The organism is Enterobacter sp. A8, from assembly GCF_004296595.1.
GTDB lineage: Bacteria > Pseudomonadota > Gammaproteobacteria > Enterobacterales > Enterobacteriaceae > Enterobacter > Enterobacter cloacae.
Window position 1 is genome coordinate 334,249 of record NZ_SCMF01000002.1, and the last position, 23,488, is coordinate 357,736.

Below are 23,488 nucleotides of genomic sequence, written 5' to 3' on the forward strand. Positions count from 1 at the left end.
TTATCCCGCCGGACGAGTCATCAGAAGATGGTGAACGGTGCGATAACCATGAATTTCACGTCGCGTTCATCCTGGAAGATGTTGCCGTAACCGCCCGCGTAGCTCGGGATATCGGAGTGGTTGTCGTATTGTGTAAAGTGCAGTTTGAACATAGTACCTTTGGCGCGACCATCCTGCAGGGTGTAGATCGCATCCAGGCTGTAAGCGGATTCTTTGAGACGATAGTTTGGATCGTAGTATGCGTCTGGCGTTGCCATATCAGCAGGCTTCGCATCCCATGCGTAGGCGTAAGATACCCCCACCGCCCAGCCTGGCAGGTTCCAGTTTTTCAGATCATACATTGCGCCGAAGAAGACTGCTTTTTCGCCATCGGCGTTGAAGTCGGAACGGTTATCCCACCAGATATCCAGACGACCGTTTGAAGATGCATAGGTTGGGGTCATACGCTGCAGGAAGTAGCCCTGCTGCCCTTCCGCTTTTACCCACGTTCCTTCAAGACGCAAATCTACCTGACCGACTTTGTAGCCGAAGGTCAGCGCCTGCAACCACGCCGTGCCGTCATAAATATCATTCACGCCACCATCACTGACTTTATCTCGCGTACCGTAGAACTGGTAGCTGGTACTCAGCGGGCTACCCGCGATGTCAAATTTATAACTGGCCTTAGCAAAATACTGATCGATATAACCTTCCGCCTGACCAAATGCCGCTTCAAGCACTAAATCATTTTTAAAGTCGTACTTCGCGCCCAGCGAGTGAAGATAATCCACTTTGGTTTTTTTATCGTTCTGGTAGAACTTGTCCATTTCGATATGCCACGGCGCTTTATACTCGTTGGTCCACATATACGAGAAGCTCAACGCACCTGCGTCACCGTAATCAAAATTGGCGCCCGCTTCTGCCCCCTGATAGGTACCTGGCATAAAGCTCCAGTGCGGTGCTAACAGGGTTTGACCGGTTGGCTGAATATAACCACCGCGCGCCCATACCGGGCCGTATTTAAATTTCGCGGCAGCTTTATACAGGCTGATACCGCTTTTATCTCCGGACCAGTCTTCTTTATACGCTTTATTACTGGAGGAGAAGGCTATTTCGTTCGGGTGGCCGCTGTCACCATTTTCCGCCATTTCAATTGCCGTGAAGGCGGCAATATCCAGACCGAACATATCGGCAGCGTAACCAGACTGGAAATCCAGATTGGCGTTCCAGGTAGAGTGAGAAAGGTTCGTTTTATATTTATCTTCCGTGACATCTTTACGGTCACGTTCACGCTGCCAGTAATAAATACCGCCCGTGAGGGTTGAATCATCGATGAAGCCTGCTGCTTTAGCGTCTGGCGTCACCACCAGGCCTGACATTGCTGTCACACCGGCAATAGCCAGCGCCAGCGCACTACGTTTGCCACTGAACGTACGCATAGATTATTCCTCTTTGACGAATTAAAACGCCTAAAACGGCGAAAAATATAAAAGACCTGATGGTCAGGGGTAGTCGGAAATACCCTCGAATAACTACCGTCTTTAGGTTATTTTTCGCGACGCGAATTATCAATGCTTTTCGGTGGCTAAAACTCAGGATTATGACGAAGAGCACATAATTGGTAGTGCTTTGTAACATTTAACGGGATGCCAGTACTGGCAGGGGAAAAGGCCGATTTTCAATAAGTAACGCGTTAAATGATATTCTTTTTACGGTGCGTCAGACTTTTGAAAGGGGATAAACTTTTTTAAAAAAAATAAGTAGCACCACATTGACCTGTTATTTTTATAAACGCTATTTAGCTACTGCTTTAAAGGCATGATCACTCTATAAAAAAACGCCGCATTACGCGGCGTTTGTTTCTCATTGACCAGCGCGGCGTTATTATTCGCCGATCTTCGTCCAGGTATCACGCAGACCAACCGTACGGTTAAATACCGGTTTTTCAGCGGTGCTGTGACGGCTGTCCAGGCAGAAGTAACCTTCACGTTCAAACTGGAAGGCTTTACCCGCCTCAGCCGCTTTCAGGGATGGCTCAGCGTAACCCTGTTTGATGACCAGCGATTCCGGGTTGATGGTCGCCAGGAAGTCTTCTGCTGCGCCTGGGTTAGGCACGCTGAACAGACGATCGTACAGACGAATCTCTACCGGCAGCGCGTGTGATGCACTGACCCAGTGGATCACGCCTTTCACCTTACGGCCGTCCGCTGGATCTTTGCTCAGGGTCTCGGCATCGTATGTGCAGAAGATCGTGGTGATGTTGCCTTCCGCATCTTTTTCTACGCGCTCAGCCTTGATCACATAGGCGTTACGCAGACGCACCTCTTTACCGAGCACCAGTCGCTTGTACTGCTTGTTCGCTTCTTCGCGGAAGTCAGCACGATCGATCCAGATTTCACCACTGAACGGTACGTCACGGCTGCCCATCTCCGGTTTGTTCGGATGGTTAGGCATCGAGACCATTTCGCTCGCACCCTGCGGATAGTTTTCGATAACCAGTTTTACCGGGTCGATAACGGCCATCGCGCGCGGCGCGTTTTCGTTCAGATCTTCACGAATGCAGGATTCCAGAGACGCCATCTCAATGGTGTTATCCTGCTTGGTCACGCCAATGCGTTTGCAGAACTCACGGATTGACGCCGCGGTATATCCGCGACGGCGCAGACCAGAGATGGTCGGCATACGTGGGTCGTCCCAGCCTTCAACGTGCTTATCGGTCACCAGCAGGTTCAGCTTACGCTTGGACATCACGGTGTATTCCAGATTCAGACGAGAGAACTCGTACTGACGCGGATGCACCGGAATTGTGATGTTATCCAGCACCCAGTCGTACAGACGACGGTTGTCCTGGAATTCCAGCGTACACAGCGAGTGGGTGATGCCTTCCAGCGCATCGCTGATGCAGTGGGTGAAGTCGTACATCGGGTAGATGCACCACTTGTTACCGGTCTGGTGATGTTCAGCGAATTTAATGCGGTAAAGCACCGGGTCGCGCATCACGATAAACGGTGATGCCATATCGATTTTGGCACGCAGGCACGCTTTACCTTCCTCGAAGCCACCAGCACGCATTTTTTCAAACAGCGCCAGGTTCTCTTCCACGCTGCGATCGCGGAACGGGCTGTTTTTACCCGGTGCCGTCAGCGTGCCGCGGTATTCACGGATTTCATCCGCAGAGAGCTCGTCAACATAGGCCAGACCTTTATTGATCAGCTCAACGGCATAGGCATACAGCTGATCGAAATAGTCAGAGGAGTAGCAGATATCGCCAGACCAGTTGAAGCCCAGCCATTGCACGTCGTTCTTAATGGACTCAACGTATTCGATGTCTTCTTTTACTGGGTTGGTGTCATCGAAACGCAGGTTGCACTGCCCCTGGTAATCCTGTGCGATACCAAAGTTCAGGCAGATCGATTTGGCGTGACCAATGTGCAGGTAGCCATTAGGCTCCGGCGGGAAACGCGTATGCACCGTGGTGTGCTTACCACTGGCCAGATCTTCATCGATGATCTGACGAATAAAGTTACTCGGGCGGGCTTCTGCCTCACTCATCGTGGATTCCTCAAAGCGTAAACAACGTATAACGGCATATGATCTTATAAGCCGGACGTAGTGACAACCCTTAAAACGTCCCGGAAGAAAATAATGGGGGCATTTGCTGCAAAAAAAAGCGGCGGAGGATCTCCCCCGCCGCTTAAGGCATGACTCTACTCAGGAGCGATTACTTGCCTTTAATCTCATACAGTGGCGTTTGCCCCGCAACCACCTGACCTTTTGCCCGAAGCACCAGGCCGCTGAAGTCGTCGATGTTGCTGCATACCACCGGGCTTATCATCGAACGGGCATTGGCGTTCAGGAAGTCCAGATCCATTTCCAGAATCGGCTGACCTGCAACCACTTCTGCGCCCTCTTCCACCAGGCGAGTAAAGCCCTGGCCGTTCAGCGCAACGGTATCAATACCCATATGAACCACGATCTCCGCGCCTTTTTCGGTTTCGAGGCAGAACGCGTGGTTGGTGTTGAAGATTTTCACGATGGTGCCCGCCGCAGGAGACACAACGGTTTTCTCCGTTGGTTTCACCGCAACACCGTCACCGACCGCTTTGCTGGCAAACGCTTCGTCAGGTACCTGCTCAAGCGCGACCACCTCACCCGTAACCGGTGAAACCAGCGCGGCGATAGTAGCGGCGTTTGGTACAGCCTGCGGTTTAGCAACCGGAGCATCAGCCACAGGCGCGCTATCCGTTGAGGCAGCAGCAACCGGTCCACGGGCAACCACTTTTTTCATTTCATCGCCGATAGATTCGGCTTTCGCACCCACAATAACCTGGATGGTTTGTTTGTTCAGTTTCACCACACCAGACGCGCCCAGGCGTTTGCACATGGCATCGCTTACGCGCGCAGAGTCGCCAACGGTCAGACGCAGACGGGTAATACAGGCATCAATGGCTTTCAGGTTATCGGTACCGCCTACCGCGGCGATATAGCTGGTTGCCAGCTGGGTCAACCCTTCTTCGGTATTGCTGTTTGCTTCACTGGTTACGACGTCATCTTTTGTATCCTCGCGGCCCGGCGTTTTGAGGTTAAACATACGAATAACCGCGCTGAACAGGAGGAAGTAGACGACGAAGAACACCAGGCCCATCACAACCAGCATCCAGACGTTTTTGCTGGCTGCCGGCAGGTTGTACATCAACACGTAGTCGATCGCACCGGCTGAGAAGGAGAAGCCCGCGTGAATGCCCAGCAGGGTGGCCACAAACAGGCTGATACCGGTAAGCACCGCATGCATGAGATACAGCAGCGGAGCCAGGAACATGAACAGGAATTCCAGTGGCTCAGTAACACCGGTCAGGAACGCCGTTACCGCAACGGAGAGCAGCATGCCGCCAACCATTGGGCGACGCGCTTTTGGCGCGGCCAGATACATTGCCAGTGCAGCGCCCGGCAGACCAAACATCATGATTGGGAAGAAACCGGACATGAACATGCCCGCGGTGCCGTCACCCGCGTAGAAGCGGTTGATATCACCGTGGAATACGGTACCTGCTGCGTTGGTGAACTCACCAATCTGGAACCATGCGATGGTGTTCAGAACCTGATGCAGGCCGGTTGGGATCAGCAGACGGTTGATGAAACCGAAGATACCTGCCCCCATTGCGCCCGCAGACACGATCCACTCACCGCCTGCATGAATGGCATGCTGTACCGGCGGCCAGACATAACCAAAGATAGCGGCCAGAATCAGACAGAAAAAGCCTGTCGCAATCGGGACAAAGCGTTTTCCGCCAAAGAAGCTCAGGAAATCTGGCAGTTTGATACCCGCCCAACGGTTGTACACTGCACCGCCGACCAGACCGGTAATAATACCCGCCAGAACACCCATGTTGATTTCAGGGTTGATGGTTACCATCGCTTTGGTCAGGATGAAATAACCGACTGCCCCTGCCAGCGCCGCGGCACCCGCGCTGTCTTTAGACCAGCTGGACGCCACGCCGATGGCGAAAATCAGCGCCAGGTTGTCAAATATCGCACCACCCGCTTGCGCGATAAACGGCACGTTAAGAAGATCGGGTTGCCCGAATCGCAACAGCAGTGCTGCAACCGGTAGCACGGCGATAGGGAGCTGCAAAGCCCTACCGAGGCGCTGGAAAAAACCTAAAATATTCATCCTATTCCCCCTACGAGACCCTTGTTAAGGCTCGTGCATTAACTATGTTTTTTATTGTGTCACGAACTAGAAATACAGTTGATGATTCACTGGCATTGTGAGTGTGTGAAAAATTAATTCGTATCGCAAATTAAAAGCGTACTTTTTGTGATTTTTGTCACCAAATATCGTTTATCATCCTCCCTTTCACTGGCTAACATCGAAAACTTATTTTATCATTCGAAAAATCAAGACGGATTGATCCGGCCTGAAAGGTTCCAGGTTACGCTTAAGTATCAGGTCCCGATACCCATCCGCCCACTCTTCTACTTAAACTCTTGAGGTGAACAATGAGACTGATTCCCCTGGCAACTGCTGAACAAGTCGGTAAATGGGCCGCTCGCCATATCGTTAACCGTATCAACGCCTTCAAACCAACCGCCGATCGTCCTTTCGTACTTGGCCTCCCTACCGGCGGCACACCGCTGACCGCATATAAAGCACTGGTAGAGATGCACAAAGCAGGCCAGGTTAGCTTCAAACACGTTGTCACCTTCAACATGGATGAATATGTCGGCTTACCGAAGGATCACCCGGAAAGCTACCATAGCTTCATGCACCGTAATTTCTTTGATCACGTTGATATTCCAGCTGAAAACATTAACCTGCTGAATGGAAACGCGCCTGATATTGACGCAGAATGCCGTCAGTATGAAGAAAAAATCCGTTCTTACGGTAAAATCCACCTGTTTATGGGCGGTGTGGGTAACGATGGTCATATCGCATTTAACGAACCCGCGTCGTCGCTGGCGTCCCGTACCCGTATTAAAACGCTGACCCATGACACGCGCGTGGCAAACTCCCGCTTCTTTGATGGCGATGTGAACCAGGTTCCTAAATATGCCCTGACCGTCGGTGTCGGCACGCTGCTGGATGCCGAAGAAGTGATGATTCTGGTCCTGGGCAGCGTGAAAGCGCAGGCGCTCCAGGCTGCCGTTGAAGGCAACGTAAACCACATGTGGACCATCAGCTGCCTGCAGCTGCATCCAAAATCCGTCATCGTCTGTGACGAACCGTCCACGATGGAACTGAAGGTGAAGACGCTGAAATACTTCAACGAGTTAGAAGCTGAGAACATCAAAGGTCTGTAATTGAATAACCGCCTCTTCATGAAGAGGCGGCCGCTTTTTTTAACCGGGGGTCGTTATGTACGCTTTAACCCACGGTCGGATTTATACCGGCCATGAAATTCTGGATGACCATGCGATTGTTATCGCCAATGGCCTGATTGAACGTGTTTGTCCGCTGGCAGAGCTGCCGCCGGAGATTGAACAGCGCTCACTCAATGGAGCAGTAATCTCCCCCGGTTTTATCGACGTACAGCTGAACGGCTGCGGCGGTGTGCAGTTTAACGACACCGCAGACGCCGTCACCGTCGAAACGCTGGAAATCATGCAGAAAGCGAACGAGAAATCGGGCTGCACCAGCTATCTGCCAACCCTCATCACCAGCAGCGATGAGCTGATGAAACAGGGTATCCGCGTTATGCGTGAATACCTGGCGAAACACCCAAATCAGGCTCTGGGTCTGCACCTTGAAGGGCCATGGCTGAATATGGTGAAGAAAGGGACGCATAATCCGGATTACGTGCGTAAGCCTGATGCCGAACTGGTCGACTATATGTGTGCCAATGCGGATGTGATCACCAAAGTGACGCTGGCACCTGAAATGACCGGTACTGACGTGATCAGCAAACTGGCCGCCGCCGGGATTGTCGTGTCAGCGGGCCATTCAAACGCCACGCTGAAAGAGGCAAAAGCCGGTTTCCGTGCGGGTATTACCTTTGCGACACACCTGTATAACGCCATGCCGTATATCACGGGTCGCGAACCGGGGCTGGTTGGGGCGATTCTGGATGAGCCAGACGTTTACTGCGGCATCATCGCGGACGGTTTACACGTCGATTACACCAACATTCGCAACGCCAAGCGGCTGAAAGGTGACAAGCTTTGCCTGGTGACGGATGCCACCGCACCGGCAGGTGCAAATATTGAGCAGTTCATTTTTGCCGGTAAAACAATATACTACCGCAACGGACTGTGTGTGGATGAAAACGGTACGTTGAGCGGCTCCTCCCTGACCATGATTGAAGGCGTGCGTAACCTGGTCGAGCATTGCGGCATTGCGCTTGAAGAAGTGCTGCGCATGGCAACCCTTTATCCTGCGCGTGCCATCGGCGTGGATAAACAGCTCGGCAGAATTGCACCAGGCATGGTTGCAAACCTGACGGCATTCACACACGATTATAAAATTATTAAGACCATCGTTAATGGTAACGAGGTCGTCACTGAGTAAGTAAAAGTATGACACCAGGCGGACAAGCTCAAATCGGTAATGTCGATCTCGTTAAACAGCTTAACAGCGCGGCGGTATATCGCCTGATTGACCAACACGGGCCAATCTCACGTATTCAGATAGCCGAACAAAGCCAGCTTGCTCCCGCCAGCGTGACAAAAATTACACGTCAGCTTATTGAGCGCGGCCTGATCAAAGAAGTCGATCAGCAGGCCTCCACCGGAGGCCGCCGCGCAATTTCCATCATCACCGAAACCCGCAATTTTCAGGCCATTGGCGTTCGTCTTGGTCGCCATGACACCACCCTGACGCTTTACGATCTGAGCAGCAAAGCCATTGCCGAAGAGCACTACCCTCTTCCGGAGCGCACCCAGGAGACACTGGAGCACGCGCTGCTCAATACCATCGCGCACTTTATCGAAAGCTGTCAGCGCAAGATCCGCGAGCTCATCGCCATTTCGGTGATCCTGCCCGGGCTGGTTGATCCGGAAAGCGGTGTCATTCGTTATATGCCACATATCCCGGTCGAGAACTGGGCGCTGGTGGAGGCGCTGGAAAAGCGCTTTAAAGTGACCTGCTTTGTGGGTCACGACATCCGCTCGCTGGCGCTGGCCGAGCACTACTTTGGTGCGAGTCAGGACTGTGAAGACTCTATTCTGGTGCGTGTTCACCGCGGTACCGGGGCGGGCATTATCTCCAACGGACGTATCTTTATTGGCCGTAACGGCAATGTGGGCGAGATTGGTCATATCCAGGTGGAACCGCTTGGCGAGCGCTGCCACTGCGGTAATTTTGGCTGTCTTGAAACGGTTGCCGCCAACGCGGCCATTGAGCATCGCGTCCGTCATCTGCTGGAACAAGGCTACCAGAGCCGCGTGACGCTGGATGATTGTAAAATCGGCGCCATCTGCAAAGCCGCCAATAAAGGCGATGCGCTGGCCTGCGAAGTGATCGAACAGGTCGGGCGCCACCTCGGCAAAACCATTGCCATTGCCATCAACCTTTTTAATCCACAAAAAGTGGTGATTGCAGGTGAAATCGTCGAGGCGGAAAAAGTGTTACTGCCCGCGATTGAAGGCTGCATTAACACCCAGGCGTTGAAAGCGTTTCGTCAGAATTTACCGGTCGTGCGTTCGACGCTGGATCACCGCTCTGCGATTGGCGCGTTTGCGCTGGTCAAACGCGCCATGCTCAACGGGATCCTGTTGCAGCATTTGCTGGAAAGCTAATCGGGACTTATAGTAACGCCTTCTTTTTTTGATGTCGGATTGTTCATGACCATTAAGAATGTAATTTGTGATATTGACGGCGTGCTGATGCACGACAACGTCGCCGTGCCAGGTGCTGCGGAGTTTCTATACCGCATCATCGACAAAGGAATGCCGCTGGTTCTTCTCACGAACTACCCTTCCCAAACCGGTCAGGATCTGGCGAACCGTTTTGCCACTGCGGGCATCAACGTACCGGACAGCGTGTTTTATACCTCCGCAATGGCGACGGCAGATTTTTTGAAGCGTCAGGAAGGGAAAAAAGCCTACGTGGTCGGTGAAGGTGCGCTGATCCACGAGCTGTATAAAGCAGGCTTTACCATTACCGATGTGAACCCGGACTTTGTGATCGTCGGCGAAACGCGCTCGTTTAACTGGGAGATGATGCATAAGGCCGCCTACTTTGTCGCCAGCGGCGCGCGTTTTATCGCCACCAACCCCGATACGCACGGCCGTGGTTTCTATCCGGCCTGCGGCGCACTGTGCGCCGGTATCGAAAAAATCTCCGGTCGTAAGCCGTTTGTGGTCGGTAAACCGAGCCCGTGGATCATTCGTGCCGCGCTGAACACGATGCAGGCCCACTCTGAAGAGACGGTGATTGTCGGTGATAACCTGCGCACCGATATTCTGGCCGGTTTCCAGGCGGGTCTGGAGACCATTCTGGTGCTCTCCGGTGTCTCTCAACTTGATGACATTGATTCGATGCCGTTCCGGCCGAGCTGGATCTACCCCTCCGTCGACGAGATTGACATTATCTGATTCCCAACCACGCCTCAGGGCGTGGTTTTTCATTTATAGCCCCGTCCAATAAAATCATATCTAACAAAAACGCCAATTCATTGCATAATCATCAATAAAACTGTTCATGACATACTCTTTTTTCAACATTCCGCAATCACCATTGCACTATTTTCGTTTAACCCGGTAAAACCCTTGCGCGCTCTTCTCCTTTGCGGCATTTTCATAAGCAAGCAACATTACAAAGCAACAGGGTTAACGGAGAAGGTTATGTGTTCAATTTTTGGCGTACTGGATATTAAAACTGACGCGGGCGAACTGCGTAAAAAAGCACTCGAGCTGTCCCGCCTGATGCGCCATCGCGGCCCGGACTGGTCCGGTATTTACGCCAGTGACAAAGCAATTCTGGCTCACGAACGTCTGTCGATTGTAGACGTCAACGCCGGTGCACAGCCGCTGTATAACGAGAAAAAAACACACGCGCTGGCTGTAAACGGTGAAATTTATAACCATCAGGCGCTGCGTGCCGAATATGGCGATCGTTACGCCTTCCAGACCGGCTCTGACTGTGAAGTCATTCTGGCGCTGTATCAGGAGAAAGGCCCTGAGTTCCTGGACGACCTGCAGGGTATGTTTGCATTCGCCCTGTACGACAGCGAAAAAGACGCTTATCTGATCGGCCGCGACCACATTGGTATCATTCCGCTGTATATGGGCCATGATGAACACGGCAACTTCTATGTTGCGTCTGAAATGAAAGCGCTGGTGCCGGTATGCCGCACCATTAAAGAGTTCCCGGCAGGTAGTTACCTGTGGAGCAAAGATGGCGAAATCCGTCAGTACTACCAGCGCGACTGGTTTGACTATGATGCGGTAAAAGACAACGTGACTGACAAAGCCGAGCTGCGTCAGGCGCTGGAAGATTCCGTTAAAAGCCACCTGATGTCAGACGTGCCTTACGGTGTGCTGCTCTCCGGCGGGCTGGACTCCTCCGTTATTTCAGCCATCACCAAGAAATTTGCGGCGCGTCGTGTTGAAGATCAAGAGCGTTCAGAAGCCTGGTGGCCACAGCTGCACTCCTTTGCCGTCGGGCTGGAAGGTGCACCGGATCTGAAAGCCGCGCAGGACGTGGCGAACCACCTCGGCACCGTGCACCATGAAATTCATTTCACCGTGCAGGAAGGTCTGGATGCGATCCGCGACGTGATCTATCACATTGAAACCTATGATGTGACGACCATTCGTGCATCCACCCCTATGTATCTGATGTCCCGTAAGATTAAAGCAATGGGCATCAAGATGGTGTTGTCAGGTGAAGGTTCTGATGAAGTGTTTGGCGGTTACCTGTACTTCCATAAGGCGCCGAACGCGAAAGAGCTGCATGAAGAGACCGTACGTAAACTGCAGGCGCTGCACATGTTTGACTGCGCACGTGCTAACAAAGCGATGTCCGCATGGGGTGTTGAAGCGCGCGTTCCGTTCCTGGATAAAAAATTCCTCGACGTGGCCATGCGCATTAACCCGCAGGACAAAATGTGCGGCAACGGTAAAATGGAAAAACATATCCTGCGTGAATGTTTTGAATCCTACCTGCCGGCGAGCGTGGCATGGCGTCAGAAAGAGCAGTTCTCGGATGGCGTTGGCTACAGCTGGATCGACACCCTGAAAGAGGTGGCGGCGAAACAGGTTTCAGACCAACAACTGGAAACAGCAAGCTTCCGCTTCCCGTACAACACGCCAGGCTCTAAAGAAGCGTATCTGTACCGTGAGATCTTCGAAGAGTTGTTCCCGGTACCGAGTGCTGCTGAGTGTGTGCCAGGCGGTCCTTCAGTGGCCTGCTCTTCAGCGAAAGCCATTGAATGGGATGAATCTTTCAAAGCGATGAACGATCCATCAGGACGTGCGGTAGGCGTTCACCAGTCTGCCTATAAATAAACACGTATTTGAACATCAGGCCCTGCGGGGCCTGTTTTTATTTGCCTTACATTTCACCGTCTAAAATCGATTAATAACCAATAATTGCCGAATATTCGGTCACGCTGTTCGCAACCTAACCAAACAGTCACATTCCGGCCATTTTCGTTGAAAAAGGTGTTGACGCTGCAAGGGTCTATACGCATAATGCGCCCCGCAACGCCGATAAGGTAACGCGAAAAAAAGATGGCTACGTAGCTCAGTTGGTTAGAGCACATCACTCATAATGATGGGGTCACAGGTTCGAATCCCGTCGTAGCCACCATCTTTTTTGCGGGAGTGGCGAAATTGGTAGACGCACCAGATTTAGGTTCTGGCGCCGCAAGGTGTGCGAGTTCAAGTCTCGCCTCCCGCACCATTCCCAGGTAAGCGTTGCACGGATGGGGTATCGCCAAGCGGTAAGGCACCGGTTTTTGATACCGGCATTCCCTGGTTCGAATCCAGGTACCCCAGCCATATTTCTTCGATCATGCGGTTCTCCGCGGTATTGGGGTATCGCCAAGCGGTAAGGCACCGGTTTTTGATACCGGCATTCCCTGGTTCGAATCCAGGTACCCCAGCCATCGAAGAACGCAGTACTGGCTACGTAGCTCAGTTGGTTAGAGCACATCACTCATAATGATGGGGTCACAGGTTCGAATCCCGTCGTAGCCACCATATTAAGATTATCGATCTATTTCGGTAATAAAAAATTGTTGGGGTATCGCCAAGCGGTAAGGCACCGGATTCTGATTCCGGCATTCCGAGGTTCGAATCCTCGTACCCCAGCCAATTTAAAAGTCGTTAAGCAGTACGTTTAACGCAATTGGGGTGTCGCCAAGCGGTAAGGCTCTGGTTTCTGATACCAGCATTCCGGGGTTCGAATCCCTGCACCCCAGCCACTTAAAACAAATAAGCCCGCTCTGCGGGCTTTTTTGTTTTTGTACAGAATTGTGCGGCCTGATGCCCTCACCCTGGCCCTCTCCCACGGGGAGAGGGTAAAAGGATTAGAGTCCCAGGGCGTATTTAAGCGCCTGACGCTTCAAGCCGCCGGCGCGTTCCGCCGCCATCAATCCAATGTTTCGCAGAATACGCACCGGGGCCAGATCATTGCTGAAACCGGCATAGAACAGATCCATCCCCGACTGCATGATGAAGTTATCCGCCATACGTCGCGTCTGGTAGCGCTTGAGTACATGATGGCTTGACCAGGCTTCAGCATGCGCGCGTGCATTGCCCAGCACATCCAGTAAAGCGTCAACGTCACGATACCCGAGGTTCACGCCCTGCCCCGCCAGGGGATGAATGGTGTGCGCCGCATCGCCCACCAGCGCCAGCCCTTCACGGGCATACTGCAGCGCATGGCGACGTGTAAGAGGAAACGCCCCTGCGGCAACCGGCGTGATATGTCCCAGACGGACCGGGAAGTGTTGCAGAATTTCACGCTGCAACTGCTCCATTGACAGCCCCTGTAGCTGGCGAATGCGCGCCGGTTTGTCGTACCACACCAGCGATGCCCAGTTATCGAACAGCGGTAAAAAGGCATGCGGACCATTCGGGGTAAAGTGCTGCCAGGTACTCTCTCGCGGCGCATTTTCACACTGAACGGTGATCAGCATACAGGACTGCTCATACTGCCAGGCATGAACACCGATGCCCGCCATCTGTCTGACCTGCGAGTGAGCACCGTCAGCCCCAATGACCAGCTTCACGGCCAGTTCATCGCCGCTGTCGAGCGTCAGCGTGTAGCCGCTATTGTGAGGATGCAGCGCCTTCAGCGACGCAGGAACACGCAGCGTCACCTTCGGATGCGCCTCCAGCGCCTGCCAGAGCGCCCGCTGGAGGACGTTGTTTTCCACCATATAGCCCAGACGCGGCAGCTTCAGCTCGGCGGCATCAAACGCGACGTGGGCATTTTCCCATTCCCAGGTTTCAAGGCGACTGTAAGGGTGAGCCCGCATATCGAGCACCGCCTCCCAGACGCCCAGCCCGCGAAGCAAATCAACAGAGGCCGCGCTGATGGCGGAAATGCGGACATCCGGCTTTGCCGTCGGGTCAAACTCAGCAGGTGCCGCCTGCTCAATAACCGTTACCTCAAATCCCTGCTGCGCCAGCCCCAGCGCCAGCGCGCCGCCGACCATACCGCCGCCGACAACGGCAATTTCGGTGTGTTGGAGTGTCATGGTCACTTTTCCTTATTGGAGAATCCCTTAAGTTTACCGGATTTTTGCGGTCCTGAGACGCATAACCTTCATACTGGTCACAACCCCACCAAAGCATTACAATACACGGCTTGCAATCCTGAGCTGAGCAAGTCGATGACTAAAAAACTCCATATAAAAACCTGGGGCTGTCAGATGAACGAATACGATTCATCCAAGATGGCCGATCTGCTGGATACCACCCACGGATACCAGCTGACTGAAAATGCGAAAGAAGCCGATGTGCTGCTGCTGAATACCTGCTCAATTCGTGAAAAAGCGCAGGAAAAAGTTTTTCACGTTTTAGGTCGCTGGAAACTTCTCAAACGAAAAAATCCGGACCTGATCATCGGTGTGGGTGGATGCGTCGCGTCGCAGGAAGGTAAGCTGATTCGTCAGAGAGCCCCCTATGTGGATATTGTCTTTGGCCCCCAGACCCTGCACCGCCTGCCGGAAATGATCAACAAGGTGCGCGGCGATCGTAGCCCGGTCGTTGATGTCAGCTTCCCGGAGATCGAAAAATTTGACCGTCTGCCCGAGCCGCGTGCGGATGGCCCGACCGCGTTCGTCTCAATCATGGAAGGCTGCAACAAATACTGCACTTATTGCGTGGTGCCTTATACCCGTGGTGAGGAAGTGAGCCGCCCGGCAGACGATATTCTGTTTGAAATCGCACAGCTTGCCGCACAGGGCGTACGCGAGGTGAACCTGCTGGGTCAGAACGTGAACGCCTGGCGTGGTGAGAACTACGACGGCACCACCGGCAGCTTTGCTGAACTACTGCGCCTGGTGGCTGCGATTGACGGTATCGACCGTATTCGCTTTACCACCAGCCATCCAATGGAATTCACCGACGATATTATCGACGTTTACCGCGATACGCCGGAGCTGGTGAGCTTCCTGCATTTGCCGATTCAGTGCGGCTCTGACCGCGTGCTGAACCTGATGGGGCGTCCGCATACGGTGCTGGAGTACAAATCCACCATTCGTAAGCTGCGTGAAGCGCGTCCGGATATCCAGATAAGTTCCGACTTTATCGTTGGCTTCCCAGGTGAAACCGCTGACGACTTCGAACGCACCATGAAGCTCATCGGCGAAGTGAATTTTGACGTCAGCTACAGCTTCATCTTCTCTGCGCGCCCTGGCACACCGGCGGCCGATATGGTTGACGATGTCCCGGAAGAAGAGAAAAAACAGCGTCTGTATATTCTGCAGGAGCGTATCAACCAGCAGGCCAACGCCTGGAGCCGCCGCATGCTCGGCACCGTGCAGCGTATTCTGGTGGAAGGCACCTCCCGTAAGAGCATCATGGAACTCTCAGGCCGTACCGAAAACAACCGCGTGGTGAATTTCGAAGGCACCCCGGACATGATCGGTAAATTTGTGGACGTCGAGATTGTGGAAGTGCTGACCAACTCGCTGCGCGGAAAATTGGTGCGCACCGAAGATGAGATGGGGCTGCGCATTGCGCAATCTCCTGAATCCGTCATTTCCCGCACGCGTAAAGAAAACGATTCTGGCGTTCGGGTTTACCAGCCATAATCCTTCAGGCCTGCCTTCCCGGCAGGCCTTGTATTTCCTCTCAACGTCCCCAATATCTTCCGCAACGCTTGCGCCTTTTTTCCATGGCGTGAATAATTTCGGTAATGGCCGTTTTATTACGCCTGAGGGCGCCGGGCCAGTTAACCAATCAAAGAGGAACAGTTTGAACATAGACACGCTTGAAATTAGCCTAACGCCCGCAGACAACGCTCGCCTGCTGAGCCTGTGCGGGCCGTTTGATGACAACATCAAACAACTGGAGCGACGTCTGGGTATCGAAATCAATCGTCGCGATAATCATTTCAAACTCACCGGACGCCCTATCTGCGTCAATGCGGCTGCGGACATCCTGCGTAACCTGTATGTTGATACCGCCCCGATGCGTGGCGAAATTCAGGATATCGAACCGGAACAAATTCACCTCGCCATTAAAGAGGCGCGCGTGCTTGAGCAGAGCGCAGAAAGCGTGCCGGACTATGGCAAAGCCATCAATATCAAGACCAAACGTGGCGTCATTAAGCCGCGTACACCGAACCAGGCGCAGTACATTGCCAACATTCTCGACCATGACATCACCTTCGGCGTAGGTCCGGCGGGTACAGGTAAAACCTATCTGGCCGTCGCCGCTGCGGTTGATGCGCTGGAGCGCCAGGAGATCCGCCGTATTCTGCTGACCCGCCCGGCGGTTGAAGCGGGTGAAAAACTCGGCTTCCTGCCGGGGGACCTGAGTCAGAAGGTGGATCCTTATCTGCGCCCACTGTACGACGCGCTGTTCGAAATGCTGGGCTTTGAGAAAGTTGAGAAGCTTATTGAGCGTAACGTGATTGAAGTCGCCCCGCTGGCCTACATGCGTGGCCGTACCCTTAACGATGCGTTCATTATTCTGGATGAGAGCCAGAACACCACCATCGAACAGATGAAGATGTTCCTGACGCGTATCGGCTTCAATTCGAAAGCGGTTATCACCGGTGACGTCACCCAGATTGACCTGCCGCGCAGCACCAAATCGGGCCTGCGCCACGCCATCGAAGTGCTGGCTGAGGTGGACGAAATCAGCTTTAACTTCTTCCACAGTGAAGACGTGGTACGCCACCCGGTGGTCGCGCGTATCGTTAACGCCTATGAAGCCTGGGAAGAGGCCGATCAGAAGCGTAAGGCCGAACTGGCCGCAGAACGTAAGCGCGAAGCGCAGGAGCAAGAACAGAAATGAGTCAGGTGATCCTCGATTTACAGCTGGCCTGTGAAGATAATTCCGGCATGCCAGAAGAGGCGCAGTTTCAGAAATGGCTGGATGCTGTTATCCCCCAGTTTCAGGAAGAGTCAGAAGTCACGATTCGCCTGGTGGATGAAGCAGAAAGCCATGAGCTTAACCTGACCTACCGCGGGAAAGATAAGCCAACCAACGTGCTCTCTTTCCCGTTCGAAGCCCCACCGGGTATTGAAATGCCGCTGCTCGGCGATCTGATCATCTGCCGTCAGGTGGTGGAACAGGAAGCCAAAGAGCAGCAAAAGCCGCTCGAGGCCCACTGGGCGCATATGGTCGTCCATGGAAGCCTGCACCTGCTGGGCTACGATCATATTGAAGATGACGAAGCGGAAGAGATGGAGTCCCTTGAGACAGAGATAATGCTTGCTCTGGGCTATGAGGATCCGTACATTGCCGAGAAAGAATAGTCAGACAACCGACTGACTAACATGCCGCCGCGTAAGGAAATAGCGCGGCGGTAAACATTGAACTGACGAGAGAACCCTTAACAAACGCCATGAGCGACGACAATTCACACAGTAGCGACACGACAAACAGTAAAAAGGGATTTTTCTCCCTCATTCTGAGCCAGCTTTTCCATGGTGAGCCCAAAAACCGTGATGAACTGCTGGAGCTGATTCGTGATTCCGGGCAAAACGATCTTATCGACGAAGATACGCGCGAAATGCTCGAAGGGGTAATGGACATCGCCGACCAGCGCGTTCGCGATATCATGATCCCCCGCTCGCAAATGATTACCCTGAAACGTAACCAGAGCCTCGATGAATGCCTCGATGTGATTATCGAATCCGCTCACTCCCGTTTCCCGGTCATCAGCGAAGACAAAGATCACATCGAAGGGATTTTGATGGCCAAAGATCTGCTGCCGTTTATGCGCAGCGATGCCGAAGCCTTCAGCATGGAAAAAGTGTTACGCCAGGCCGTGGTTGTGCCGGAAAGTAAACGTGTGGATCGGATGCTGAAAGAGTTTCGCTCCCAGCGTTACCACATGGCGATTGTGATTGATGAATTTGGCGGCGTGTCAGGCCTTGTCACGATCGAGGATATTCTTGAGCTGATCGTGGGCGAGATCGAAGACGAGTATGACGAAGAAGAAGATATCGACTTCCGTCAGCTTAGCCGCCATACGTGGACCGTTCGCGCTCTGGCCTCCATTGAGGATTTCAACGACGCCTTCGGCACCCACTTCAGCGATGAAGAGGTGGATACCATTGGTGGGCTGGTGATGCAGGCCTTTGGTCATCTTCCTGCCCGCGGCGAAACCGTTGACATCGATGGTTACCAGTTCAAAGTGGCGATGGCCGACAGTCGACGTATTATACAGGTTCATGTCAGAACGCCGGACGACTCACCGGTGCCAAAACTGGAAGATTAATGTAAATGGCATTTGCCCCACTGCTTGAACGCCAGCGCGTCCGTTTGCTGCTGGCGCTGTTACTCGGAGCCAGCGGTACGCTGGCTTTTTCTCCTTACGATATCTGGCCTGCAGCCATTCTCTCCCTGATGGGGTTACAGGGGTTAACCCTGAATCGTCGTCCCGTTCAGGCTGCAGCCATTGGCTACTTCTGGGGGCTGGGGCTGTTTGGATCCGGCATCAACTGGGTCTACGTCAGCATCGCCCAGTTTGGGGGTATGCCGGGGCCGGTTAACGTCTTCCTTGTGGTTCTGCTGGCCGCCTATCTCTCGCTCTACACCGGTCTGTTTGCGGGCATTCTCTCCCGCCTGTGGCCTAAAACCAGCTGGCTGCGCGTTGCCATTGCGGCTCCCGTGGTCTGGCAGATCACCGAGTTTCTGCGCGGCTGGGTGCTGACCGGCTTCCCGTGGCTGCAGTTTGGCTACAGCCAGATTGACGGCCCGCTGAAAGGTCTGGCGCCAGTAATGGGCGTTGAAGCCATTAACTTCCTGCTGATGGTGGTGAGCGGCCTGCTGGTGCTGGCGCTGGTCACGCGTAACTGGAAACCACTGGTGGTGGCGCTGGTTCTTTTCGCTCTGCCCTTCCCGCTGCGTTATATCCAGTGGTATACCCTGGTGCCAGAGCGCGCCACACAGGTATCGATGGTGCAGGGAAATATTCCGCAGGCGATGAAGTGGGATGAAAAAGAGTTGCTGAACACGCTGAAAATTTACGCCAACGCCACTGAAGAGGTGATGGGTAAATCACAGCTGATCATCTGGCCTGAATCTGCCATTCCGGATCTGGAAATTAACCAGCAGCCGTTTCTCAACATGATGAACGATCTGCTGCGCGCGCGCGGCAGTACGCTGATCACCGGGATTGTGGATGCGCGTCTGAATCAGCAGAACCGCTACGATACCTACAACACCATCATTACGCTCGGCAAAGACAGCGACTACAGCTACACCTCGACTGACCGGTATAACAAGAATCACCTTGTTCCGTTTGGCGAGTTTGTTCCGCTGGAATCGATACTGCGTCCGCTGGCACCGTTCTTTGACCTGCCAATGTCCTCCTTCAGTCGGGGTCCGTATGTGCAGCCGCAGCTGCATGCACACGGCTTTGCCCTGACGGCGGCCATTTGCTACGAGATCATCCTCGGTGAACAGGTGCGCGACAACTTCCGTCCGGATACGGACTTCCTGCTGACTATCTCTAATGATGCCTGGTTCGGTAAGTCGATTGGTCCGTGGCAGCACTTCCAGATGGCGCGGATGCGTTCACTGGAGCTGGCGCGTCCGCTGTTGCGCAGCACCAACAATGGCATCACCGCCGTGATTGGACCGCGGGGAGAAATTCAGGCCATGATCCCGCAGTTTACGCGCGACGTGTTGACGGCTAAAGTCACGCCGACAAGCGGCCTGACGCCATATGCCCGCACCGGCAACTGGCCGCTGTGGATCCTGACCGCCCTGTTTGGCTTTGGGGCTGTGCTGATGAGCCTTCGTCAGCGTCGTCGCTAATCTTACCTTCTGTTGCCGGGTGGCGCTGACGCTTACCCGGCCTACATTTGCTTCGTCGGTCGGGTAAGGCGTAGCCGCCACCCGACAGTTCCCTCCCAAATTTCAATTCTGGCACGCCTATTGCTTTGTTTATTCAGGTAAACGCAGTTTGGCTTCGTGTGCAACCTTGTCGCACCAGCATAGATCGCCGGTAGCACCGAAACGGTGCAACGAGAGATTTCTGCCTCGGAATGGTGCGGCGCGCTTCGCAAAAATAAACAATAACGCAGCAAAATCTTTACATTAAGCCAGACTAAATGTTAACAAGCTTGCATAACACTGCACTCGCATAGCGCGAGATATAACAACATCACAATGGGTATCAATGCGTCACTGACGCTGATAAGAAAGGAGTTGGGTATGCAATTACGTAAACTGGCCACAGCAATGCTGGTAATGGGGATGTCCGCAGGCGTCGTTCACGCTGAAGACGCGCCGGCAGCCGGCAGCACTCTCGACAAGATTGCCAAAAACGGCGTGATCGTGGTCGGCCACCGTGAATCTTCTGTCCCGTTCTCTTACTACGACAACACGCAAAAAGTCGTGGGCTATTCACAGGACTACTCTAACGCCATCGTTGAGGCCGTGAAGAAAAAGCTGAACAAACCCGACCTGCAGGTAAAACTGATTCCAATCACCTCGCAGAACCGTATCCCACTGCTGCAAAACGGCACCTTCGATTTTGAGTGTGGCTCAACCACCAACAACCTGGAGCGTCAGAAACAGGCCGCCTTCTCCGACACCATCTTTGTGGTGGGGACCCGTCTGCTGACCAAAAAAGGCGGCGACATCAAAGATTTTGCTGACCTGAAAGGCAAAGCCGTTGTTGTGACCTCCGGGACAACCTCAGAAGTGCTGCTGCACAAGCTGAACGACGAGAAGAAAATGGATATGCGCATCATCAGCGCGAAAGACCATGGTGACTCCTTCCGTACGCTGGAAAGTGGCCGTGCCGTCGCGTTTATGATGGATGATGCTCTGCTGGCTGGCGAACGTGCAAAAGCGAAGAAACCGGACAACTGGGATATCGTTGGTACCCCCCAGTCGAAAGAAGCCTACGGCTGTATGCTGCGTAAAGACGATCCGCAGTTTAAGAAGCTGATCGATGACACCATCGCCCAGGTGCAAACGTCCGGGGAAGCGGAAAAATGGTTCGACAAATGGTTCAAGAACCCAATTCCACCCAAAAATCTCAACATGAACTTTGAACTGTCTGACGACATGAAAGCACTGTTCAAATCACCAAATGACAAGGCTCTTAACTAATTAGAACTACAGGGGCGGGATCTCCTGCCCTCTCGATTGTCGGGAAGCATGGACAGACTATACGTTGAGTGGTCGTTCCCCACTCAGCGCGAAAAATGAGCTTCTCACCAATCTTCGAGGGTAGCGCTGCTACCCTTTTTTTTCTGGAGTTTATTATGTCAATAGACTGGAACTGGGGCATATTTCTGCAACAAGCCCCGTTCGGCAACACAACCTATCTTGGCTGGCTGTGGAGCGGCTTTCAGGTTACCGTTGCGTTATCGATAACGGCGTGGATTATTGCGTTCCTTGTCGGTTCACTGTTCGGTATTCTGCGCACCGTCCCTAACCGTTTTCTCTCTTCTATCGGCACGCTGTATGTGGAACTGTTCCGTAACGTTCCGCTGATCGTGCAGTTCTTTACCTGGTATCTGGTCGTTCCTGAACTGCTGCCGGAAAATATTGGCATGTGGTTCAAGTCGGAACTGGATCCTAACGTACAGTTCTTTGTCTCCTCGATGATGTGTCTGGGGCTGTTTACCGCCGCACGCGTGTGCGAGCAGGTACGCGCCGCTATTCAGTCGCTGCCGCGTGGACAAAAGAACGCGGGTCTGGCGATGGGGTTAACGCTGCCGCAAACCTACCGCTACGTCCTGCTGCCTAACGCCTACCGCGTCATTGTTCCACCGATGACCTCAGAGATGATGAACCTGGTCAAAAACTCGGCCATCGCCTCCACGATCGGTCTGGTCGATATGGCGGCACAGGCGGGTAAACTGCTGGATTATTCCGCCCACGCGTGGGAATCCTTCACGGCAATTACGCTCGCGTATGTTCTGATTAACGCTTTCATCATGCTGGTGATGAACCTGGTTGAACGCAAAATTCGCCTGCCGGGCAATCTGGGGGGCAAATAATGTACGAATTTGACTGGAGTTCCATTGTTCCTTCCATGCCGTACTTGCTGGATGGCCTGGTGATCACCTTAAAAATCACGGCGATCGCCATCATCGTCGGTATCGTCTGGGGCACCCTGCTGGCGGTAATGCGCCTGTCGAGCTTCAAACCACTCGCCTGGTTTGCCACTGCCTACGTTAACGTTTTCCGTTCTATTCCGCTGGTAATGGTGCTGCTGTGGTTTTACCTGATTGTTCCCGGATTCCTGCAAAACGTTCTGGGACTGTCACCGAAAACCGATATCCGCCTGATTTCCGCGATGGTTGCGTTCTCCATGTTTGAGGCCGCTTACTATTCCGAGATCATCCGTGCGGGCATACAGAGTATCTCACGCGGGCAGTCCAGCGCGGCGCTGGCGCTGGGGATGACCCACTGGCAGTCCATGCAGCTCATTATTCTGCCTCAGGCGTTTCGCGCCATGGTTCCCCTCCTGCTGACCCAGGGCATCGTGCTGTTCCAGGATACCTCTCTGGTATATGTCCTGAGCCTGGCAGACTTCTTCCGTACCGCGTCCACCATCGGTGAGCGCGATGGTACGCAGGTTGAGATGGTGCTCTTCGCAGGTGCGGTCTATTTTGTGATTAGTTTAAGCGCGTCGCTGTTGGTCAGTTGGCTGAAGAAAAGGACGGTATAATGATTTCCCTGAAAAATGTTTCTAAATGGTATGGGCACTTTCAGGTGCTGACCGACTGCTCCACCGAAGTCAAAAAAGGTGATGTGGTGGTAGTGTGCGGGCCGTCCGGTTCCGGTAAATCGACGCTGATCAAAACGGTTAATGGTCTGGAGCCTGTGCAGCAGGGTGAAATTGTTGTTAACGGCACCAAAGTGAACGACAAGAAAACCAACCTTGCCCAGCTTCGCTCCCACGTGGGGATGGTGTTCCAGCATTTTGAACTGTTCCCTCACCTCTCCATCATCGAGAACCTGACGCTGGCGCAGGTGAAAGTGCTTAAGCGTGACAAAAAAGCGGCGCGTGAGAAAGGGCTGAAGCTTCTGGATCGCGTGGGGCTTTCTGCGCACGCCGATAAGTTCCCGGCACAGCTTTCCGGCGGCCAACAGCAGCGTGTGGCGATTGCTCGCGCACTGTGTATGGATCCGGTGGCAATGCTGTTCGACGAACCGACCTCCGCACTCGATCCCGAAATGATCAACGAAGTGCTGGACGTCATGGTTGAACTGGCCCACGAAGGGATGACCATGATGGTGGTGACCCACGAAATGGGCTTCGCCCGCAAAGTGGCAAACCGCGTGATCTTTATGGATGAAGGCAAGATCGTTGAAGACTCGCCGAAAGAAGAGTTCTTCGCCAACCCGAAATCCGAACGCGCTAAAGACTTCCTGGCTAAAATCCTGCATTAATCTTCTCAGTGCGCAA

General features: G+C 53.4%; 18 protein-coding genes, 7 tRNA genes and 1 pseudogene. 22 read left to right on the plus strand and 4 right to left on the minus strand.

Features of this window, described 5'->3' with window-relative positions; genetic code table 11:
* Positions 1 to 20: 20 nt before the first annotated feature.
* Positions 21 to 1,418: a chitoporin gene (gene chiP / locus EQV24_RS09645; RefSeq protein ID WP_130626502.1), complete on the minus strand. Its 1,398-nt coding sequence runs from the start codon at positions 1,416 to 1,418 to the stop codon at positions 21 to 23.
* Between the two features lie 59 nt (positions 1,419 to 1,477).
* Here chiP and EQV24_RS23895 point away from each other — a divergent pair.
* Positions 1,478 to 1,594: pseudogene (locus tag EQV24_RS23895) on the plus strand (hypothetical protein); the annotation flags it as partial.
* Between the two features lie 269 nt (positions 1,595 to 1,863).
* Here the strand turns inward: EQV24_RS23895 and glnS are convergent.
* A complete protein-coding gene (gene glnS / locus EQV24_RS09650; RefSeq protein ID WP_013097566.1) occupies positions 1,864 to 3,531 on the minus strand; it encodes a glutamine--tRNA ligase in 1,668 nt (555 codons plus the stop codon).
* Positions 3,532 to 3,700: 169 nt separating this feature from the next.
* Positions 3,701 to 5,650 carry a PTS N-acetyl glucosamine transporter subunit IIABC gene (gene nagE, locus EQV24_RS09655; protein ID WP_130626503.1) on the minus strand — a complete coding sequence of 650 codons (1,950 nt, stop codon included), beginning with the start codon at positions 5,648 to 5,650 and terminating at the stop codon, positions 3,701 to 3,703.
* 329 nt (positions 5,651 to 5,979) lie between these two features.
* On the opposite strand from nagE, the gene nagB reads away from it, so the two are divergent.
* From nagB to EQV24_RS09720, 12 genes are all read left to right on the plus strand, one after another.
* Entirely contained in the window at positions 5,980 to 6,780 is an 801-nt protein-coding gene (gene nagB / locus EQV24_RS09660) for a glucosamine-6-phosphate deaminase (protein WP_013097568.1), read from the plus strand.
* A 55-nt stretch (positions 6,781 to 6,835) separates the two neighbouring features.
* On the plus strand, positions 6,836 to 7,984 hold the full coding sequence (nagA, locus tag EQV24_RS09665; protein ID WP_020684945.1) for an N-acetylglucosamine-6-phosphate deacetylase: 1,149 nt from the start codon (positions 6,836 to 6,838) through the stop codon (positions 7,982 to 7,984).
* 8 nt (positions 7,985 to 7,992) lie between these two features.
* Positions 7,993 to 9,213 (plus strand): N-acetylglucosamine repressor, encoded by a 1,221-nt coding sequence (locus EQV24_RS09670; RefSeq protein ID WP_013097570.1) that lies wholly within the window; start codon positions 7,993 to 7,995, stop codon positions 9,211 to 9,213.
* Between the two features lie 45 nt (positions 9,214 to 9,258).
* A complete protein-coding gene (gene nagD, locus EQV24_RS09675; protein ID WP_130626504.1) occupies positions 9,259 to 10,011 on the plus strand; it encodes a ribonucleotide monophosphatase NagD in 753 nt (250 codons plus the stop codon).
* 249 nt (positions 10,012 to 10,260) lie between these two features.
* The gene (asnB, locus tag EQV24_RS09685) at positions 10,261 to 11,925 is read left to right on the plus strand and encodes an asparagine synthase B (RefSeq protein WP_013097572.1); all 1,665 of its coding nucleotides are present in this window, start codon (positions 10,261 to 10,263) and stop codon (positions 11,923 to 11,925) included.
* A gap of 227 nt (positions 11,926 to 12,152) precedes the next feature.
* Positions 12,153 to 12,229 (plus strand) — tRNA-Met (locus tag EQV24_RS09690).
* An 8-nt stretch (positions 12,230 to 12,237) separates the two neighbouring features.
* Positions 12,238 to 12,322: transfer RNA gene (locus EQV24_RS09695), tRNA-Leu, on the plus strand.
* A gap of 23 nt (positions 12,323 to 12,345) precedes the next feature.
* Positions 12,346 to 12,420, plus strand: a tRNA-Gln gene (locus EQV24_RS09700).
* Between the two features lie 32 nt (positions 12,421 to 12,452).
* A tRNA-Gln gene (locus EQV24_RS09705) sits at positions 12,453 to 12,527 on the plus strand.
* Positions 12,528 to 12,544: 17 nt separating this feature from the next.
* Positions 12,545 to 12,621: transfer RNA gene (locus EQV24_RS09710), tRNA-Met, on the plus strand.
* Positions 12,622 to 12,660: 39 nt separating this feature from the next.
* Positions 12,661 to 12,735 (plus strand) — tRNA-Gln (locus EQV24_RS09715).
* Positions 12,736 to 12,770: 35 nt separating this feature from the next.
* Positions 12,771 to 12,845: transfer RNA gene (locus tag EQV24_RS09720), tRNA-Gln, on the plus strand.
* Between the two features lie 105 nt (positions 12,846 to 12,950).
* On the opposite strand, the gene ubiF is transcribed toward EQV24_RS09720, so the two are convergent.
* On the minus strand, positions 12,951 to 14,126 hold the full coding sequence (gene ubiF, locus EQV24_RS09725; RefSeq protein ID WP_130626505.1) for a 3-demethoxyubiquinol 3-hydroxylase: 1,176 nt from the start codon (positions 14,124 to 14,126) through the stop codon (positions 12,951 to 12,953).
* 135 nt (positions 14,127 to 14,261) lie between these two features.
* On the opposite strand from ubiF, the gene miaB reads away from it, so the two are divergent.
* The 9 genes from miaB to EQV24_RS09775 all read left to right on the plus strand — a co-directional run bounded on the left by miaB (position 14,262) and on the right by EQV24_RS09775 (position 23,472).
* Positions 14,262 to 15,686: a tRNA (N6-isopentenyl adenosine(37)-C2)-methylthiotransferase MiaB gene (gene miaB, locus EQV24_RS09730; RefSeq protein ID WP_013097574.1), complete on the plus strand. Its 1,425-nt coding sequence runs from the start codon at positions 14,262 to 14,264 to the stop codon at positions 15,684 to 15,686.
* Positions 15,687 to 15,849: 163 nt separating this feature from the next.
* Positions 15,850 to 16,896 (plus strand): PhoH family protein, encoded by a 1,047-nt coding sequence (locus tag EQV24_RS09735; protein WP_020684942.1) that lies wholly within the window; start codon positions 15,850 to 15,852, stop codon positions 16,894 to 16,896.
* Entirely contained in the window at positions 16,893 to 17,360 is a 468-nt protein-coding gene (gene ybeY / locus EQV24_RS09740) for an rRNA maturation RNase YbeY (RefSeq protein ID WP_003858677.1), read from the plus strand. The genes EQV24_RS09735 and ybeY overlap by 4 nt, the downstream gene beginning before the upstream one ends.
* A gap of 89 nt (positions 17,361 to 17,449) precedes the next feature.
* Positions 17,450 to 18,328 carry a CNNM family magnesium/cobalt transport protein CorC gene (gene corC, locus EQV24_RS09745; protein WP_013097576.1) on the plus strand — a complete coding sequence of 293 codons (879 nt, stop codon included), beginning with the start codon at positions 17,450 to 17,452 and terminating at the stop codon, positions 18,326 to 18,328.
* Positions 18,329 to 18,333: 5 nt separating this feature from the next.
* Positions 18,334 to 19,872 carry an apolipoprotein N-acyltransferase gene (lnt, locus tag EQV24_RS09750; RefSeq protein ID WP_130626506.1) on the plus strand — a complete coding sequence of 513 codons (1,539 nt, stop codon included), beginning with the start codon at positions 18,334 to 18,336 and terminating at the stop codon, positions 19,870 to 19,872.
* A 399-nt stretch (positions 19,873 to 20,271) separates the two neighbouring features.
* Positions 20,272 to 21,177 carry an amino acid ABC transporter substrate-binding protein gene (locus EQV24_RS09760; protein ID WP_133412105.1) on the plus strand — a complete coding sequence of 302 codons (906 nt, stop codon included), beginning with the start codon at positions 20,272 to 20,274 and terminating at the stop codon, positions 21,175 to 21,177.
* Positions 21,178 to 21,332: 155 nt separating this feature from the next.
* Positions 21,333 to 22,073: an amino acid ABC transporter permease gene (locus EQV24_RS09765; protein ID WP_013097579.1), complete on the plus strand. Its 741-nt coding sequence runs from the start codon at positions 21,333 to 21,335 to the stop codon at positions 22,071 to 22,073.
* On the plus strand, positions 22,073 to 22,747 hold the full coding sequence (gene gltK, locus EQV24_RS09770; protein ID WP_013097580.1) for a glutamate/aspartate ABC transporter permease GltK: 675 nt from the start codon (positions 22,073 to 22,075) through the stop codon (positions 22,745 to 22,747). Before EQV24_RS09765 ends, gltK begins: the two co-directional genes overlap by 1 nt.
* The gene (locus EQV24_RS09775; RefSeq protein WP_014831084.1) at positions 22,747 to 23,472 is read left to right on the plus strand and encodes an amino acid ABC transporter ATP-binding protein; all 726 of its coding nucleotides are present in this window, start codon (positions 22,747 to 22,749) and stop codon (positions 23,470 to 23,472) included. The genes gltK and EQV24_RS09775 overlap by 1 nt, the downstream gene beginning before the upstream one ends.
* Positions 23,473 to 23,488: the final 16 nt, after the last annotated feature.

Bases quoted from the DNA above. Each gene is read 5' to 3' on its own strand.
- gltK (WP_013097580.1), top strand. From the start codon at position 22,073: ATGTACGAATTTGACTGGAGTTCCATTGTTCCTTCCATGCCGTACTTG.
- nagB (WP_013097568.1), top strand. From the start codon at position 5,980: ATGAGACTGATTCCCCTGGCAACTGCTGAACAAGTCGGTAAATGGGCC.
- EQV24_RS09775 (WP_014831084.1), top strand. From the start codon at position 22,747: ATGATTTCCCTGAAAAATGTTTCTAAATGGTATGGGCACTTTCAGGTG.
- ubiF (WP_130626505.1), bottom strand. From the start codon at position 14,126: ATGACACTCCAACACACCGAAATTGCCGTTGTCGGCGGCGGTATGGTC.
- nagE (WP_130626503.1), bottom strand. From the start codon at position 5,650: ATGAATATTTTAGGTTTTTTCCAGCGCCTCGGTAGGGCTTTGCAGCTC.
- chiP (WP_130626502.1), bottom strand. From the start codon at position 1,418: ATGCGTACGTTCAGTGGCAAACGTAGTGCGCTGGCGCTGGCTATTGCC.
- nagA (WP_020684945.1), top strand. From the start codon at position 6,836: ATGTACGCTTTAACCCACGGTCGGATTTATACCGGCCATGAAATTCTG.
- EQV24_RS09765 (WP_013097579.1), top strand. From the start codon at position 21,333: ATGTCAATAGACTGGAACTGGGGCATATTTCTGCAACAAGCCCCGTTC.
- nagD (WP_130626504.1), top strand. From the start codon at position 9,259: ATGACCATTAAGAATGTAATTTGTGATATTGACGGCGTGCTGATGCAC.
- EQV24_RS09670 (WP_013097570.1), top strand. From the start codon at position 7,993: ATGACACCAGGCGGACAAGCTCAAATCGGTAATGTCGATCTCGTTAAA.
- lnt (WP_130626506.1), top strand. From the start codon at position 18,334: ATGGCATTTGCCCCACTGCTTGAACGCCAGCGCGTCCGTTTGCTGCTG.
- EQV24_RS09760 (WP_133412105.1), top strand. From the start codon at position 20,272: ATGCAATTACGTAAACTGGCCACAGCAATGCTGGTAATGGGGATGTCC.
- ybeY (WP_003858677.1), top strand. From the start codon at position 16,893: ATGAGTCAGGTGATCCTCGATTTACAGCTGGCCTGTGAAGATAATTCC.
- asnB (WP_013097572.1), top strand. From the start codon at position 10,261: ATGTGTTCAATTTTTGGCGTACTGGATATTAAAACTGACGCGGGCGAA.
- glnS (WP_013097566.1), bottom strand. From the start codon at position 3,531: ATGAGTGAGGCAGAAGCCCGCCCGAGTAACTTTATTCGTCAGATCATC.
- corC (WP_013097576.1), top strand. From the start codon at position 17,450: ATGAGCGACGACAATTCACACAGTAGCGACACGACAAACAGTAAAAAG.
- miaB (WP_013097574.1), top strand. From the start codon at position 14,262: ATGACTAAAAAACTCCATATAAAAACCTGGGGCTGTCAGATGAACGAA.